Source organism: Pseudomonas sp. MD195_PC81_125 (genome assembly GCF_014060985.1).
Lineage (GTDB): Bacteria > Pseudomonadota > Gammaproteobacteria > Pseudomonadales > Pseudomonadaceae > Aquipseudomonas > Aquipseudomonas parakoreensis.
The window spans coordinates 1-15585 of record NZ_JABULD010000544.1; the positions used below are offsets into that span (position 1 = coordinate 1).

At 60.4% G+C, this 15585-nt stretch carries 17 protein-coding genes and 5 pseudogenes; 21 read left to right on the forward strand and 1 reads right to left on the reverse strand.

The features are described from left to right. Positions 1-118: 118 nt before the first annotated feature. The 21 genes and pseudogenes from HT737_RS21720 to recX all read left to right on the forward strand — a co-directional run bounded on the left by HT737_RS21720 (position 119) and on the right by recX (position 14996). A complete protein-coding gene (locus tag HT737_RS21720) occupies positions 119-628 on the forward strand; it encodes a phage baseplate assembly protein V (protein WP_095667370.1) in 510 nt (169 codons plus the stop codon). Continuing rightward, entirely contained in the window at positions 628-1026 is a 399-nt protein-coding gene (locus HT737_RS21725; RefSeq protein ID WP_047601236.1) for a phage GP46 family protein, read from the forward strand. The genes HT737_RS21720 and HT737_RS21725 overlap by 1 nt, the downstream gene beginning before the upstream one ends. Next, complete coding sequence (locus tag HT737_RS21730) at positions 1016-2062, forward strand: baseplate J/gp47 family protein (RefSeq protein WP_095667369.1); 1047 nt, start codon at positions 1016-1018, stop codon at positions 2060-2062. Before HT737_RS21725 ends, HT737_RS21730 begins: the two co-directional genes overlap by 11 nt. After that, positions 2050-2650, forward strand: a pseudogene (locus HT737_RS21735) (YmfQ family protein). Before HT737_RS21730 ends, HT737_RS21735 begins: the two are co-directional and overlap by 13 nt. Positions 2651-2664: 14 nt before the next feature. Next, on the forward strand, positions 2665-3366 hold the full coding sequence (locus HT737_RS21740) for a phage tail protein (protein WP_182403977.1): 702 nt from the start codon (positions 2665-2667) through the stop codon (positions 3364-3366). Between the two features lie 192 nt (positions 3367-3558). Then, positions 3559-3978, forward strand: a complete 420-nt coding sequence (locus HT737_RS21745; protein WP_182403978.1) for a phage tail assembly chaperone — start codon at positions 3559-3561, stop codon at positions 3976-3978. A gap of 71 nt (positions 3979-4049) precedes the next feature. Next, positions 4050-5201 carry a phage tail protein gene (locus HT737_RS21750; protein ID WP_182403979.1) on the forward strand — a complete coding sequence of 384 codons (1152 nt, stop codon included), beginning with the start codon at positions 4050-4052 and terminating at the stop codon, positions 5199-5201. Then, on the forward strand, positions 5198-5713 hold the full coding sequence (locus HT737_RS21755) for a phage tail protein (RefSeq protein WP_095667366.1): 516 nt from the start codon (positions 5198-5200) through the stop codon (positions 5711-5713). Before HT737_RS21750 ends, HT737_RS21755 begins: the two co-directional genes overlap by 4 nt. A 137-nt stretch (positions 5714-5850) precedes the next feature. After that, a pseudogene (locus tag HT737_RS21760) lies at positions 5851-6946 on the forward strand (phage tail protein). Between the two features lie 8 nt (positions 6947-6954). Further along, on the forward strand, positions 6955-7521 hold the full coding sequence (locus tag HT737_RS21765; RefSeq protein ID WP_182403980.1) for a tail fiber assembly protein: 567 nt from the start codon (positions 6955-6957) through the stop codon (positions 7519-7521). A gap of 21 nt (positions 7522-7542) precedes the next feature. Next, positions 7543-8469, forward strand: coding sequence for a hypothetical protein (locus HT737_RS21770; RefSeq protein WP_182403981.1), 927 nt, complete (start codon positions 7543-7545; stop codon positions 8467-8469). Next, entirely contained in the window at positions 8469-8942 is a 474-nt protein-coding gene (locus tag HT737_RS21775) for a phage tail assembly chaperone (RefSeq protein WP_182403982.1), read from the forward strand. Before HT737_RS21770 ends, HT737_RS21775 begins: the two co-directional genes overlap by 1 nt. After that, complete coding sequence (locus HT737_RS21780) at positions 8942-9829, forward strand: phage tail protein (protein WP_182403983.1); 888 nt, start codon at positions 8942-8944, stop codon at positions 9827-9829. The genes HT737_RS21775 and HT737_RS21780 overlap by 1 nt, the downstream gene beginning before the upstream one ends. Continuing rightward, positions 9830-10276 carry a phage tail assembly chaperone gene (locus tag HT737_RS21785; RefSeq protein ID WP_182403984.1) on the forward strand — a complete coding sequence of 149 codons (447 nt, stop codon included), beginning with the start codon at positions 9830-9832 and terminating at the stop codon, positions 10274-10276. It abuts the gene before it with no gap. A gap of 18 nt (positions 10277-10294) precedes the next feature. Beyond that, positions 10295-11454: pseudogene (locus HT737_RS21790) on the forward strand (hypothetical protein). Next, positions 11454-11708, forward strand: a complete 255-nt coding sequence (locus HT737_RS21795) for a hypothetical protein (protein ID WP_182403985.1) — start codon at positions 11454-11456, stop codon at positions 11706-11708. The pseudogene HT737_RS21790 and the gene HT737_RS21795 overlap by 1 nt, the downstream one beginning before the upstream one ends. A gap of 33 nt (positions 11709-11741) precedes the next feature. Beyond that, positions 11742-12308 (forward strand): glycoside hydrolase family 19 protein, encoded by a 567-nt coding sequence (locus HT737_RS21800; RefSeq protein WP_108181856.1) that lies wholly within the window; start codon positions 11742-11744, stop codon positions 12306-12308. Next, positions 12287-12805, forward strand: a complete 519-nt coding sequence (locus HT737_RS21805) for a lysis system i-spanin subunit Rz (protein ID WP_182403986.1) — start codon at positions 12287-12289, stop codon at positions 12803-12805. Before HT737_RS21800 ends, HT737_RS21805 begins: the two co-directional genes overlap by 22 nt. Positions 12806-12873: 68 nt before the next feature. Continuing rightward, a pseudogene (locus HT737_RS21810) lies at positions 12874-13375 on the forward strand (CinA family protein). 83 nt (positions 13376-13458) lie between these two features. Next, positions 13459-14517, forward strand: a complete 1059-nt coding sequence (gene recA, locus HT737_RS21815) for a recombinase RecA (RefSeq protein ID WP_003222269.1) — start codon at positions 13459-13461, stop codon at positions 14515-14517. An 8-nt stretch (positions 14518-14525) separates the two neighbouring features. Then, a complete protein-coding gene (gene recX / locus HT737_RS21820; RefSeq protein WP_003222270.1) occupies positions 14526-14996 on the forward strand; it encodes a recombination regulator RecX in 471 nt (156 codons plus the stop codon). 56 nt (positions 14997-15052) lie between these two features. On the opposite strand, the pseudogene HT737_RS21825 reads toward recX, so the two are convergent. Then, positions 15053-15585 (reverse strand): annotated as a pseudogene (locus HT737_RS21825) (LOG family protein); the annotation flags it as partial.

The window sequence follows — 15585 nt, forward strand, 5'->3', positions numbered from 1 at the left end:
GAGCCTGCTCGCGAAAGCGTCGCCAGCCTCAACATCACAGTGACTGACCCACCGCCTTCGCGAGCAGGCTCGCTCCCACATTGATCCCATCCGGGCCACTTTTTTTGAAGGACACCCCATGAGCCTACTGACACGCCTGCTGGCGCGCGGCACTGTCGTGCTCGCCAACTCGGCTTCCAAGCTGCAATCGCTGCAAATGCGCCTCACCGCCGGTGAAGTGAACGACGACCTGGAGCATTTCGAACCGTACGGTTTCACCAGCAACCCGCTGGCCGGCGCCGAGGGCATCGTCACGTTTCTCGGCGGCGACCGTTCCCACGCCATTGCCCTGGTGGTCGCCGATCGCCGTTATCGCCTGCAGTCGCTGGCCTCGGGCGAAGTGGCGATCTACACCGACGAGGGCGACAAAATTCACTTCAAGCGCGGGCGCATCATCGACATCGAAACCGCCACCCTGAACATCCGCGCCAGTAGCGCGGTGAACTTCGACACGCCGGTGATCAACCAGACCGGCAAGATCGTTTCCACCGGTGATCAGCTCGCCGGTGGCATCAGTCAGATCAAACACGTGCATGTTGGCGTGCAGGCCGGCAGCGGCCAGACCGGTGCGCCGGCAGGAGGCCAATGATGTTCATCAGCCAGAACCTCCACGCCGCGCTGACCCGCGCCGTGCTCATCAGCCTGTTCACCTGGCGCCGCGCCGCCGATGACGACGCCCTCGACGACGAGGAGCGCTTCGGCTGGTGGGGCGACAGTTTTCCCACCGTCGCCGACGATCGCATCGGTTCGCGGCTGTGGCTTTTGCGTCGGGTCAAGCTGACCCGACAGACCCAGATGGACGCCGAGTTCTATGCCCGCGAAGCCCTGCAATGGCTGATCGACGACGGCCACTGCAGCGCCATCGACATCATCAGCGAACGCCTCGACGCTCAGCGCCTGAACCTGCGCACGGTCCTGACCCTGGCCGACGGCGAACGTCTGGACATCAACCCCGATAACAGTTGGCAGGTGATCTATGCCGTTTGAAACCCCTTCGCTGCCGGTGCTGATCAAGCGCACCCAAAGCGACCTGGCCGGCGATTCGCTGCGCCAGTCCGATGCGCAAGTGCTGGCCCGCACCCTCGGTGGCGCGGCTTATGGTCTGTACGGTTATCTCGACTGGATTGCCGAGCAGATCCTGCCGGACAAGGCCGACGAATCGACCCTGGAACGCATTGCCGCACTGCGTTTGAACCAGCCACGCAAACCGGCGCAAGTCGCCACCGGCAGCGTCAGTTTTACCGCCACTGCCGGCGCGGTGCTCGACGTTGACACGCTGCTGCAAGCAAGCGATGGCCGTACCTACAAAGTCACCGCCGCGCGCACTACCGTCAGTGGCGGCAACACCACCACGATTGCTGCACTCGACGCTGGCAGCCTGGGCAATGCCGACGCCGGTCTGGCGCTGAACCCGGTGCAGCCGATCGCCGGCGTGGTCGGCAACAGTTTTGTGGTGCTCGCACCCGGCCTCAGTGGTGGCGTGGCGCGAGAAAGCCTGGAGTCGTTGCGCTCGCGGGTGATCCGCTCTTATCGCGTGATCCCCCACGGCGGTTCGGCGAGCGATTACGAGACCTGGGCGCTGGAAGTGCCGGGTGTGACGCGGGCCTGGTGCCGTGGCGGCCTGCTCGGGCCAGGCACAGTGACGGTGTTCATCATGCGTGATGAAGACCCGCAACCGGTGCCCAACGACGAACAACTGGCGGAGGTTCAGGCGTACATCGAACCGCTGCGTCCGGTGACCGCGGAAGTGCATGTGCAGCGGCCGATTCAGGTACCGGTGGTGTACCGTTTCAAGAGCGTCAATCCGGACACCACCGCTGTGCGCGCCGCCGTGGAAGCGCAGCTGCGCGACTTGCACAACCGCGAGGCCGACCTCGGTGTGGCGCTGCTGATCAGCCATATCCGCGAAGCCATCAGCAGCGCCGGCGGTGAGTACGATCACACGCTGACCGCACCGGCCGCTGACGTGCCTGCCGGGCAAAGCGAGCTGCTCACCTTCGGAGGTTGCGTATGGGGGGCATAAGAACCGCCGCGCAATACCAGGCGCAACTACGCGCCTTGCTGCCGAGCGGCCCGGCATGGGATCCGGAACGCGTCCCGGAACTCGAGGACGTGCTGCAAGGCGTCGCCGTCGAGCTGGCCCGTCTCGATGCCCGTGCCGCCGACCTGCTCAACGAGATGGACCCGGCAGGCGTCAGCGAACTGGTGCCGGACTGGGAGCGAGTGATGGAGCTGCCCGACCCGTGCCTGGGCGCCACGCCGCTGTTCGACGACCGCCGCCTCGCCGTACGCCGCCGCTTGCTCGCGGTCGGCAGCCAGGCCGTCGGTTACTACCTCGACATCGCCAAAAGCCAGGGCTACCCCAACGCCAGCATCACCGAACACGAAGCCCCACGCATGGGCCGCTCGCGTTTTGGCGCAGCGCACTGGGGGGACCTGGGAAGCGCAGTTCATGTGGACCCTCAACACCGGCGGCCGCCTGCTGCTGGGTCGGCGCTACGGCGCGAGTTACTGGGGCGAGCGCTTTGGCGTGAACCCGGGCTCGGCGCTTGAATGCCTGATCCACCGCAGTGCGCCGGCGCATACCAAGGTGCACATCAATTATGACTAGGGAGGAATGAGGGGATGGATTATCCGAAGAGCATGCCCGGTGTCGGTTTGGTCAACAGTCGTTTTGTCGATGAGAACCCGATCACCGGAACCCCCGGATCGTTGATTCCTGCTGAGTGGGGCAACGCCCTGACCGAAGAGGTTTTGACGGTTATCAAGGCTGCCGGGATTGAACCCACCGAGGGGCTCAACACGCAGTTACTCGAGGCGCTGCGTGGCAAGAAACTGTATGAAACGCCACCGCAGTTCGATGTCAGTCAGAAGGTTGCGACGACAGAATTTGTTCAGCGCGCGCTGGGCAGTCTGGCAGGGCAGACCAACTATGTAGGGGATGTCACGCTGACGGCTGCTGATGTTGGCAAGCTTTCAGTCTTCACTGGCCCATGTACGGTGACTCTGCCTGATTGGTCCAGTGTTTCTCCTGGTGGACTGGTCAGGATTCTGAGCAGCACCGGTAGTTTGACGGTAAAGGCTCGTAATGGTGAAAGTCTGAGCACCATCAATGGGGTATCCGCTACGTCTTTGTCATTTGCAGGGGGATGTTTCGTAACCTTCAGGCGACTGCTATTGGGTGGGGGGTGGGGGCTGGACTCCGGCGATGGCGCGCTCAAATATTCGCCGATGTTTACCGCCTCACTGGGTGACAGCGGCTACCAGCGTTTACCTAGCGGCATGATTTTGCAGTGGGGAACGGCTTCGGGGGGGTGGGCTAAGTGAGACCGTCACTTATCCGATCGCATTTCCCAACAAAGTGCTTCTGCTGTCGGGAGGCGATATTTCTCCGGCATTCGCCGACCTGCGTTTCTCCTTATGGAAACTCTCGTCAAGCCAGTTTCAGCGCTTCTCCAATGGCGACCCCGGCGGGTGGAACTGGTTCGCTCTGGGCTTCTGACGATAAAGGTGAGGACGATGAAATACATTCATTTCGATGCCCAGGGCGAACTTCTTGGGCGCTACGACTCGGCTATTCACCTGCAGATTCCTGCCGGCGCGGTGGAGATCTCCGACGAACTGTTCCTGCGCACGATTGATGAGCGCGACGGCATCTGGCGATATACCGACGGCAAGGTCACCAAACATTCTTTGCCGAACGCTTCGCAAGTGGTTGATGGCGAGCGAAGAGCTGCCGCCTTGGCGCGCCGTGATGAGCTGTTGGCCGAAGCCGATCAGCAAACCGTCGGCATGGCGGACGCCTACATCGCGGGCCTGCTCGACGCAGACGATATGCAGCGATTCAAGGCATTCGCGACCTACAAACTGGCGCTGAACAAGATCGACAAGCAGCCGGGCTATCCGCAAAACGTGGTCTGGCCTGTGCTGCCCGCCTGAGAACTGTTCCGGTCGGAAGCCTGAAAACCTGTCTAAAAAATCCATCACTCTGAATAACGGGAGGTCCGTCCGTGGACTATCCAAAAAGTGTGCCCAGCGCCGGTCTGGTGAATGGCAAGTTTATTGATGAAAACCCGCTGACCGGGACGCCGGGGTCGCTGATTCCTGCTGATTGGGGCAACGGGGTCACGCAGGAAATTCTCAACGTGATCAAGGCCGGGGATCTGACTCCGGACGAGAAGAAATACGACCAGTTGTTGCAGGCGATTCAGAGCGTTTCGGCCAAGGGCTGGAATCTGGATTCGGCGTTGCCGATCGGGTCTTTGCCGACCGCGACGGTGGCGACGCCGGATGGTCGTCTGGCGATCACGCCAGCGGCGGTTTCGACGGGTGGTGGTCGGGTATCAATTCCGGCTGGAGTGCTGATCAGCCTTGGTCAGGAGGTGGTGGCCGGGCAGTTGGGGCGTGCGCGTACGTTCACCACCCAGGTGTGGAGCAGTCCCGATTTGCTGCCAAGTACCGGCTACTTTCTCCGGGCGCAGGTGATTGCGGGCGCGCTGACCTTTTACATGCAGCGCGGCACGATTTACGACGCTACGCCAGACGGTTTGAAAGGGACGGTCAATGGTGCGGCGGGCGGTGGTTTCCAGTCGACGCCGCTGGACATCTGTCTGGCCTGGGTCGTTACGGCGGGACCCGGGTCTATACCCATTGTCAGGGCGATCTACAACCGTAACCGCTTGTCGTGGACGCAGACCGTCAATGGCAATGGCGTGGTTTACCTGCCACTTGATCCGCATGCCCGAGCGGCACGGTTGGTGGTGGGTAACCCGACGCCGCATCCCACCGGGATTACCAGCGTGAACTTCGCGCCGACGGGTTGGCTCGGAGGCAATTACTGCTACCTCAACCCGACTGTCGGGACGTCCAACAACTGGGATGGCTGGGCAACAGCGGGCGGCGCCGTACTGATTTTTTCCAGCAATGTGGTCAGCGACACAACCGTTTCGACCTTGACTGCCAGCTTCGATCACAACGAATTGCGCTCGCTGTGGCAGTCGTATCAGGCCGAACACACGTTGGGCGCAAGTAATGCCGCCAGTGACGAATTATTGTTCAGCATGGGGCTCAAGAGTGTTGGCCCGGCCGATTACGCAAATGGCATTGCGGTCAATTTCGCCGCCGCCGTGAACGTGAACTTTTCCTGGGAGCTGATCCGATGATCATCATTCAAGAGCTGCATCAGTTCGAGGAAGGCTTGCGTCCAGCACAGCCCTCCAGTGCCCATGTCTGGGATGGAGAAACGTGGCAGTTGAACGCTTCCAGAGTCGCCGAGCTGGAGCTTCACGAAGCCGAGCAATGGTGTTCCAAGGTCGACGCGGCGGCTGACAGTGCTCGCACCGTTTTGGCCGGGGACCCGCTCAAAGCCATGGAGTACGCCCAGGCTGCTGCCGACGCTCAGGCTTATCAAGACGCCGGTTATCCAAAAAAAGAGGTACCGTTGTCGGTTGCTGCGTGGGTAGTCAAAGGTCGAACTGCCAAACAGGCTGCCGAACAGATTCTGAGCAAGGCCGATCAGCTTACCGATCACTTGTTGGCCCTGCGCACCTTGCGTCTGAAGGCCAAACAGCAGATCCGTGCGCACGCGGCCAAAGGCAATCCCGATCTGGCGCGAAGAGCAAGCGATGACGCGTTGGCGGCGATTCGCGAACTGGTCAGCAGCCAGAATCTCTAGTCGCAACGCCTTCGTTCTGCATCACCCAAGCCCACTTCGATGTGGGCTTTTTTATTTTCAGAAAACAGACCGTTGCAGGCTCGCACTCGCGATCGCCGCGACGCGGATCATTTGTATTTCAGAGGAACGAAAAACCTATGGATTATCCAAAAAGCGTCCCCAGCGTCGGCCTGGTCGATGGTCGCTTCGTCGATGAAAACCCTGTGGCTGGCACGCCGGGTTCGTTGATTCCGGCGGTGTGGGGCAACAGCGTGACTCAGGAAATTCTGAGTGTGATTAACGGTGGCGGGTTGGTGGCTGCTGAAGCCGATACCGGTCAGCTGTACAAGGCGATTCAGTCGATTATCGGCAGAGCCAGCCCGATGCGTTCGGTCATCACCCGATTGTCCGCGTCGAAAACCCTGACCGAGGCCGAGCTCGGCCTGGTGCTGATCGACGGCAGCCCGGGGGGCTGTGACCGTGCTGCTGCCACCGGCCAACGTCGCACTCGGTGTGCGCGACGTGATTGTTCGGCGGGTGGACAACAGCGGCAATCGCATGGTCATCCAGGCGTCCGGTACTGACGGGATTCGTTTTCACACCCATCTGTCGGCCAGCGGTTATCCGTTCTTCGTATTGATGGGCGGCGGTGACTGGTGGCATTTGCGCAGTGATGGGGCTGGTAGCTGGTGGCCGGTAGGTCGCTTTGACAATACCCCGCTGGGACGGCCGTTTTTCGAGACGACCCTGATGCTCAGTCCCGGCGGGTACGGTGCATTGAATGGCACCGTGATGAAACGCGCGGAATGGCCGTGGCTGTGGGATCACGCCCAGCAATCGGGAATGCTGGGGACTGAAGCCTTACGCGTAGGCTCCGAGGGAAAATGGACCACGGGTGATGGTGCGACGACCTTTCGTGGCCCCGAAGGGCGAGGCGAATTCCTGCGGGTTCTGGATGAAGGTCGTGGTGTGGATGCCGGGCGGGCGATGGGTACTTTTCAGACTGGATCGACGCATTCCTATGCGCAAGGTGCCAATGGCGCAGGCGCTGTGGGCGCGTACTGGTCAGATAGCCTGACCAGTTTTGGCGCGGATACCCGAGAAGAACCGCAATACGTTACAGGGCTGGTCAATGGCGGCCCGATCTTTCCGGTCAACACCACCTACCAGAGGGATACCGCAGCAGTTTTGCTCTACGCCTTCAAATCCCGCCCGCGCAACATCGCCTATCCCGGCCGCATCAAACTCATCTGAGGCACTTTATGTTCAATTATCTATTTGATGGCTCGGGCGCTCTGTCCGGGCCTGTCGAGTTCATTGTCACGCCGGGCATTGGCATCCAGTTACCCGGTAATGCTGTTGAGCTGGCGTACGAGTTGCCTGAGCCGGAAACCGGTCGTAGCTGGGCACTGATCAACGGTGTACCGCGTGAAGTGATCGACCGCCGTGGCATGGTTTATCGCAAGGACGGCGGCGCGCAACAGATCTGGACCGAGCTGGGTGAGTTGCCGGACACCCTGACCGCGCAACCATGGCCAGGTGAATTCCACATCTGGCGCGACAACGCCTGGGTGCTGGATGAGCAGGCGCGTTTGGCCAGTGTCAGGCAGCAATGTCTTGGCCAGCGCGACGCACTGCTGCGCGACGCCGTCCTGCGCATCGCGCCGCTGCAATACGCCGAGGATATCGGCGATGCCAGCGATGACGAACAGTTGCTGCTGATCGAATGGAAGCTTTACAGCGTGGAGCTGAACCGCATCGAAAAGCAGGCCGGCTTTCCCGATGAAATCACCTGGCCGGTCGTTCCCGGCGCAGCCGTAGCCAACTGATTCAGCACAGGGAGCAGTGCAATGGATTATCCAAAAAGTATTCCCGGCGTTGGCCTGGTCAACGGCGGTTTTGTCGATGAAAACCCTATCGTCGGTTCACCGGGCTCGTTGATCCCGGCCGCGTGGGGCAACAGTGTCACGCAAGAAATTCTCAACGCGATCAAAGCTGCCGGTCTGACGCCTGATGAAGCCAGAACCGACCAGTTGGCAACGGCCATCGGCGCGTTGGTCGACTTCACCAAACTGAGAAACACCCCGACCACACTGGCCGGTTACGGCATCACCGATGCGGTGGGGCGGTTGTTGGCGGTGCGGCAGATCGAGACGGTCGGGATCACGGTTTACAAGCCCAATCCCAGGGCCAAACGGATTCGCGTGCGGTTGGTGGGGGCGGGTGGTTCGGGTGGAGGTTGTGCGCCTGTTGCCGCCGGTAATTTACGTATTGGCGGTGGAGGTGGTTCGGGTGCCTATGCCGAAAGCCTGTATGACGTGACACCTCAAATGCTTGCCGGCGTGCCTGTTTCTTTGGGTGCGGGTGGTGCAATCAGCCCCACGATGGGGTTGGGCGGCGGAGGGGCCTCCTTCGGCTCATACATGAGCGTGGGAGGCGGGGGCGGTGCACAGATCCTGAACATTGATACGTCAACCTCTGCCTCAGGGTACGTCCAAGGCGGCCTCGGAGGCCAAGACGCGGTGGGCGGCAATCTTGCCAACGCACGTGGCAACACCGGCGGCTACGCAATGTTCAACGGCAATTGGGGAGTGCTCTCCGGTGGTGGAGCCGCAAGCCCGTTCGACGGCGGCGCCCCGTACAAGGGCGTAAACAACCCTGGTGTTGCGGGTATTCGAGGCTCAGGAGGCAGTGGCTCCTGTTCGTCGCATCCTACGAATTCTTTCGCTGGTGGTGCTGGCGGCAACGCCTTCTGTGAAATCTGGGAGTACGAATAATGGCTCGTTATGCACGAGTAGAAAACGGTGTCGCGGTCGAATTGATCGACACCGGTGACTACGCGATCACCCAACTGTTTGCCCCCGCTTTCGTCGAGTCGATGGTGCCGGTGCCGGACGGCATGCAGATTGAAATCGGTGCGCCCATCGGCGAACTGCGCCAGGAGATTGCGCCGTTGCCTGTAACGATCAGTCCGGTCGTTGCCCCCGAAATCGTCCCCGATGAACAAGAGCCTCTGGCGGCAGCGCGCCTTTGGCGCCAGTCCAGCCTGTCGGCCACTGAATGGTGGGTGACGCGGCATCGTGACGAGCAGGAACTGGGTCGCGGGACGACGCTCAAGGCTGCGCAGTATCTGGAGTTGCTGGAGTACCGACAAGCGCTACGCGATTGGCCTGATTCCAGGCAATTTTCTTCCGCAGTTTCCCGACCTTCCGCCCCGACTTGGCTCGCTTGCAGAACAGGAGAGAATTAATGGATTACCCAAATAGTGTTCCCAGCGCCGGGCTGGTAAACGGCAAGTTTGTCGATGAGGACCCGCTAAACGGCTCGCCGGGTTCATTGATTCCGGCAAGTTGGGGCAACGGCGTTACCCAAGAGATTCTCGGCGTAGTGCGGGCCGGTGGACTGACGCCGAGTGAGGCGTCGAATACTCAATTGCTCGGCGCCCTGCGCAGCAATCAATTGTTCCAGACGGCTGCGCCATTCGATGTCAGTCGTTCGGCGGCAACGTCCGAGTTCGTTCAGCGCGCTCTGGGTAACTATGCCGGAGCGCGGGGCGTGTCTGCTGCAACACAGTTGACGGCGGCGGATGTGGGATGGGCGATCGGTCTTGGAGGCAATTCGGCGTACACCGTAACCCTGCCGGATATCACTACTGTTCCGAATGGTGCAACGATCGGCTTTCACTGCCGCAGCAATGCCGCGATCACCATCGCCTGCCTGAGCGGTAGCCAAATTAGCCCGCAAGGCGCCTATCTGACTTCGATTGTGATCAACAGCGGTGAAAGTGCCAACGTTGTCAAAGAGAACGGCATCTGGACGGTCCACGGGACCGCCAGTCTGAAATATGCCGCGCTGTTTTCCGGACTGGTGAATAACCCCGGATATCAGAAACACGCCAGTGGAAATATCGATCAGTGGGGCTCGGGACTGTCGAATGCCGCCGGCATCGTCAACGTGACATTCCCGGTTCCATTCCCGAGGGGCTATTTCTCTCTTGTGGCCACCCATGCGGGAGGCGATGTAGCAATGGTCGCATTGATTGCCGTCAGCCAAGTGGGTTGCACGCTGAAAATTCGCGATGCGTCCGGCGCTCTGGCCGGCAATTGCACCGTAAATTATTTTGCAAAGGGCTATTGAATGAACACTTTCAATGTTTTGTTCAGCGCCAGCACTTTGGGCGCGTATGTGCCGGGTATCAATTCAACGGACATTCCCGACGACGTTATCGAAATTCCCCAAGGCTACTGGATCTCGCTGCTGCAGCAAATGGCTGTCACCTCGAAAGTGATCGGTGTGCGAGCGGATAACGGCTATCCGATCTTGGTCGATCCACCGCCTCCTTCATCAGATGAAGCGGCTGATATCGAGCGCTCATGGCGTACGGCGCAACTGTCTGCCACCGACGGTCTGGTAGCACGTGACCGCGATGAACTCGAGGACGGCGGCGGCACTACATTAACCACCGAGCAATACGCCGAACTGCAAACCTATCGCCGTGAGTTGCGAGACTGGCCGCAAGATTCGTTTTTTCCGTTCACCGAGCACCGGCCGGTAGCGCCGAGGTGGCTGGCTGCTGCGCTGTAATTCATCAGGGAAGTTGAAATGGATTATCCAAAAAGCGTTCCCAGCGTCGGGCTGGTGAACGGCAAGTTCGTCAATGAAGACGCCGTCGCTGGCCTGCCCGGATCGCTGATCCCGGCAACCTGGGGCAACAGCGTTACCGATGAACTGTTGAATGTCGTCAAATCTGCAGGTCTTGAACCCAGCGAAACCGATGCCACACAACTGTTGCAGGCGCTGAAAAAAATCAGTCAGGCCAGTGAAGACAAGCATGCGACCGATATCGGTGCGACCAATCTGTACATGGCCAACTACCTGCCCGCCATCACTACGTTGAAGGACGGTCTGGCGCTGCGCTTCACCGCTGGCAACGCCAACACCGGGGCGAGTACGTTTGCTCCGAATGGCTTGCTGCCCAAGCCGCTGGTGAGCCTGGCGCTGAGTGAGTTGCGGCCTGCCGAGATTGTCGCCGGCAGTGTGTGTTCGGTGGTGTACAGCGCGGCGCTGGACAGTTGGGTACTGGTGTATGCCAGCGGTGCTGGTGCGGCGAGTGGACGGTTATTGGGAGTGAAGACGTTTACCTCTCTGGCACTTATGTGCCGACGGTGGGGATGAAGAATGTGTTGGTGAAAATTGTCGGCGGAGGTGGCGGGAGTGCAGGCATTGTTGGGACAGCTGCTTCCCAGTATTCGCTTGCAGGTGGAGGGGCCTCTGGTAGTTATGCGGAAGCCTGGCTTTCGGCCGCCACGGTAGGAGCCAGTCAGATCGTCACGGTGGGCGTTGGTGGCGCCGCAGGTTTGATCGCAGCCGACGCTGGAACGGGCGGAACCAGCTCCTTGGGATCGCTGGTTTCAGCGCCTGGCGGTGCTGGTTCGACCTCGTTGGGTTACACCAGCTTCCCAGGGACCGGTCTGTATGTTGGTGGGTATCCCGGCCAAGCTGCGAAAGGCGGAAACATAGTCAGCATGGCCGGTTCTGCCGGTTCGACAGGTATTTCCATCAATGCGTCGACCTTGGCCGGACATGGTGCCAACTCACCCTTGGGCAATGGAGGTGTTGCCAGCAGTGTGCAGGGAGCAATCGCGTCACCTGGCTCCGGGTTCGGTTCCGGGGCGGGAGGCATTGCCAACGCCCCCAGTCAATCTGGCAGGCCGGGTGCTTCCGGTGCCCCTGGTGCAGTGATCATCTACGAGTACGCCTGATGAAAACCTACGCACGCATCGTCAACAACACTGTGGTCGAACTGTTCTCGACTGACGGCAACATGGCCGAGATGTTTCACCCGGATCTGATCTGGGTCGATATCACCGACATTACTCCGCTACCGCAAATTGACTGGAGCGCCAACTTCGGCACCTTCGGCTGGGTGTTCACAGCCCCCGAAGTCGCGGCACCGAACAACACCCTGACAACTCTGGCAAAAAAATGGCTGGGGGGCGTTGTCCGCCATCCATGATTCAATCGGAGCATCCAGGGAGGATTACGCATCATGCAAATCACTGAAGACAACCTTAAAACCATCATGCCCAACGCCCGCTCCCAAGCGGGCGTTTTTGTTTCTGCACTGAATAGCGCAATGACTCGCCGCCATATCGACTCGCCAAAACGCATCGCCGCGTTTCTCGCGCAAATCGGCCACGAGTCGGGGCAGTTGCAGTACGTGCGCGAGCTGGGCAACAACCAGTACCTGAGCAAATACGACACCGGCACGCTGGCCTTGCGTCTGGGTAACACGCCCGAGGCCGACGGCGACGGGCAGAAGTACCGCGGTCGCGGGCTGATCCAGATCACCGGGCGCAGCAACTATCGCCAGTGCAGCCTCGGCCTTTTCGGCGATGAGCGTCTGCTGTCCTTGCCTGAATTGCTTGAGCAACCGCAATGGGCAGCGGAATCGGCGGCATGGTTCTGGGAACAGAACGGCCTGAACGATCTGGCCGACCGCGACCAGTTCAACAGCATCACCCGGCGGATCAACGGCGGGTTGAATGGGTTGCAGGATCGGCTGGATATCTGGGCGCGGGCGAGGGCGGTGCTATGTCCATCTCCTGGCGCCTGATCGGCATTTTGCTGCTGGCTGCGGTGGCCGCTGCGCTGGCCTGGCAGTTTCAGGACTGGCGCTACGGGCGGCAACTGGCCGAGCAGGCTCGGCTGCACGCCGACACCCTCAATCAACTGACTTCGGCCGCCGCCGCCGCGCAGCAGGTCGAGCAGGATAAACGTCTGGCCCTTGAGCAACGCCTGGCGGCCAGTGAACAAACCCACTATCGAGCCATGAGCGATGCCCAACGTGATCAAGATCGCCTGCGCGATCGTCTTGCCACTGCTGATTTGCGCCTGTCAGTCCTCATCGACGCCGGCGACGCTGCCCAAGGCTGCGGGGTGCCAGCCACCGCCGGCCCCGGCGGCATGGATCATGCAGCCGTACGCGCCCGACTTGACCCGGCGCATGCTCAACGAATTATCGCCATCACCGACGCCGGCGACCGCGGACTGATTGCCCTGCAGGCCTGTCAGGCCTATGTCAGAGCGTTGGCGCCCGAACATTTTGAATGAGTCTGTGTATTGAAAGCGCAACCGGGTCGTGTACGGTGGTAGTCATTCCACCCGATCCGGAGCGCACCGTGAAAGAGATCACTCAACTGGCTGCCGAGCTTGGCCGACGTTTGCAGTTGCTCAACGCCCACGTCACCACGGCCGAGTCGTGTACCGGTGGCGGGATTGCTGAGGCGATCACGCGGATTCCCGGGAGTTCGGCGTGGTTCGAGGCCGGTTACGTGACCTACTCCAACCGGCAGAAGACCCGGCAACTGAATGTGCCCGCCGACTTGTTCGGCACGGTGGGTGCGGTCAGTCGCGAAGTCGTCGAGTCGATGGTGCGGGGCGCACAGAAAAAACAGTCTGGCGCGGTTTGCCGTCGCCGTCAGCGGCGTGGCCGGGCCCGATGGCGGTACACCGAACAAGCCGGTGGGCACGGTGTGGCTGGCGTGGGGCGTGGGCGATGCGATTTCCAGCGAGGTTCAGCACTTCCCCGGCGGCCGCGACGAAGTGCGCCGACAAACGGTGAAGGCCGCGCTAGAGGGGCTGTTGCGACTAGCGGCACGAGAAATCGAAAATCAGGGGTAGGCGATCCGCGAACGCTGTGGAATAATACTGGCTACTTATACAGGTGTTGGCCGTCAGGCCTTATTGATTACGTGAGGACTTTAATGGACGACAACAAGAAGAAAGCCTTGGCTGCGGCCCTGGGTCAGATCGAACGTCAATTCGGCAAGGGTGCCGTAATGCGTATGGGCGATCAGGACCGTCAGGCGATCCCGGCCATCTCCACCGGCTCTCTGGGTCTGGACATCGCACTCGGCATCGGCGGTCTGCCAAAAGGCCGTATTGTTGAAATCTACGGTCCTGAATCTTCCGGTAAAACCACACTGACGCTGTCCGTGATCGCCCAGGCGCAAAAAGCCGGTGCGACCTGCGCCTTCGTCGACGCCGAACACGCCCTCGACCCTGAGTACGCCGGCAAGCTGGGCGTCAACGTCGACGACCTGCTGGTTTCGCAGCCGGACACCGGCGAACAGGCACTGGAAATCACCGACATGCTGGTGCGCTCCAACGCAGTCGACGTGATCATCGTCGACTCCGTGGCTGCGCTGGTACCGAAGGCTGAAATCGAAGGCGAAATGGGTGACATGCACGTGGGCCTGCAAGCCCGTCTGATGTCCCAGGCGCTGCGTAAAATCACCGGTAACATCAAGAACGCCAACTGCCTGGTGATCTTCATCAACCAGATCCGCATGAAGATCGGCGTAATGTTCGGCAGCCCGGAAACCACCACCGGTGGTAACGCGCTGAAGTTCTACGCTTCGGTCCGTCTCGACATCCGCCGTACCGGCGCGGTGAAGGAAGGCGACGAAGTGGTCGGCAGCGAAACCCGCGTCAAGGTTGTGAAGAACAAGGTGGCTTCGCCGTTCCGTCAGGCCGAGTTCCAGATCCTTTACGGCAAGGGCATCTACCTTAACGGCGAGATGATCGACCTGGGCGTGCTGCACGGTTTCGTCGAGAAGTCCGGCGCCTGGTATGCCTATGAAGGTACCAAGATCGGTCAGGGCAAGGCCAACTCGGCCAAGTTCCTGGCAGACAACCCGGAAGTCGCTGCCAAGCTCGAGAAGCAGCTGCGTGACAAACTGCTGTCGCCAGCGGTGATCGCCGACTCCAAGGCTTCTGCGGTCAAAGAGACCGAAGACGACCTGGCTGACGCTGATATCTGATCGCAGCGATGACCACCGCTGTACTCGATACCCTCGTCGCGGTGCGGCGAACCGCCATGGACCTACTTGCTCGACGCGAGCACGGTCGAGTTGAGCTGACGCGTAAACTGCGTCAGCGCGGCGCTGAGGCGGAAATGATCGAAACAGCCCTCGACCGGTTGACGGAAGAGGGGCTGCTTTCTGAAGCCCGTTACCTTGAAAGCTTTGTTTCCTACCGCGCCCGCTCCGGTTATGGCCCCTTGCGCATTCGCGAAGAGCTGGGTCAGCGTGGTTTGCAACGCGCCGACATCGAACTTGCCCTGCGTGAAAGCGGTATCGACTGGCAGGAGCAGCTTCGCGAGACGTGGCAACGCAAGTTCTCCGGACACTTGCCGATCGATGCCAAGGAACGCGCCAAGCAAGGTCGATTCCTCGCCTATCGGGGCTTTTCGATGGAGATGATCAACCGCTTGTTCAGCGGCAGAGGGATGGACGACTAAGTCGGTTTAAATAGAAACGGCCTGCTATGAAAATAGCGGGCCGTTTTTTTTTGCCTTCAAATAACCTTCGAGGGTTCTCGCGTGCGTTGTGTGGTCTGCGGTTTGCTGTGGGCCCAATTCTCCGGAAGGTTGATGTAATCCACCAGTTCCCTGAGTCGGCCGTGGTCCCGGGCGTTGAAGGCGAACGCCAGCCGCACCAGATGGCTGTACTGCGCTTCGTCGTGTTCTTCACCGCTGTAGGCGTGTTGATGGAACTGGTCGCTCAGACACAGATCGGCGAAAGCCGTCTGCATATGCGCCAATGCCTGGTCGCTGAGCTTGTGGTGCATACGAATAACGAACTGACGCTTGAGCCAGCGGCTGGAGTGGAAGTTGCTGTAAAACTGGTTGATTTGCTGCACCGCCTCATCGACGTTATAGACCAGTCGCATCAGTTTCAGGTCGGTGGGCAGGATGTAGCGGTTTTCTTCAAGTTGCTGGCGAATGAAATCCAGTGCGCTTTGCCAGAAAGTACCGCCCGGCACATCCAGCAATACCACGGGCACCAACGGACTTTTTACCGGTCTGGATCAGGGTCAGGGACTTCCAT

Bases quoted from the DNA above. Each gene is read 5' to 3' on its own strand.
- HT737_RS21740 (WP_182403977.1), top strand. From the start codon at position 2,665: ATGGATTATCCGAAGAGCATGCCCGGTGTCGGTTTGGTCAACAGTCGT.
- HT737_RS21720 (WP_095667370.1), top strand. From the start codon at position 119: ATGAGCCTACTGACACGCCTGCTGGCGCGCGGCACTGTCGTGCTCGCC.
- recX (WP_003222270.1), top strand. From the start codon at position 14,526: ATGACCACCGCTGTACTCGATACCCTCGTCGCGGTGCGGCGAACCGCC.
- HT737_RS21795 (WP_182403985.1), top strand. From the start codon at position 11,454: ATGAAAACCTACGCACGCATCGTCAACAACACTGTGGTCGAACTGTTC.
- HT737_RS21805 (WP_182403986.1), top strand. From the start codon at position 12,287: ATGTCCATCTCCTGGCGCCTGATCGGCATTTTGCTGCTGGCTGCGGTG.
- HT737_RS21725 (WP_047601236.1), top strand. From the start codon at position 628: ATGTTCATCAGCCAGAACCTCCACGCCGCGCTGACCCGCGCCGTGCTC.
- HT737_RS21780 (WP_182403983.1), top strand. From the start codon at position 8,942: ATGGATTACCCAAATAGTGTTCCCAGCGCCGGGCTGGTAAACGGCAAG.
- HT737_RS21770 (WP_182403981.1), top strand. From the start codon at position 7,543: ATGGATTATCCAAAAAGTATTCCCGGCGTTGGCCTGGTCAACGGCGGT.
- recA (WP_003222269.1), top strand. From the start codon at position 13,459: ATGGACGACAACAAGAAGAAAGCCTTGGCTGCGGCCCTGGGTCAGATC.
- HT737_RS21745 (WP_182403978.1), top strand. From the start codon at position 3,559: ATGAAATACATTCATTTCGATGCCCAGGGCGAACTTCTTGGGCGCTAC.
- HT737_RS21800 (WP_108181856.1), top strand. From the start codon at position 11,742: ATGCAAATCACTGAAGACAACCTTAAAACCATCATGCCCAACGCCCGC.
- HT737_RS21755 (WP_095667366.1), top strand. From the start codon at position 5,198: ATGATCATCATTCAAGAGCTGCATCAGTTCGAGGAAGGCTTGCGTCCA.
- HT737_RS21785 (WP_182403984.1), top strand. From the start codon at position 9,830: ATGAACACTTTCAATGTTTTGTTCAGCGCCAGCACTTTGGGCGCGTAT.
- HT737_RS21730 (WP_095667369.1), top strand. From the start codon at position 1,016: ATGCCGTTTGAAACCCCTTCGCTGCCGGTGCTGATCAAGCGCACCCAA.
- HT737_RS21775 (WP_182403982.1), top strand. From the start codon at position 8,469: ATGGCTCGTTATGCACGAGTAGAAAACGGTGTCGCGGTCGAATTGATC.
- HT737_RS21765 (WP_182403980.1), top strand. From the start codon at position 6,955: ATGTTCAATTATCTATTTGATGGCTCGGGCGCTCTGTCCGGGCCTGTC.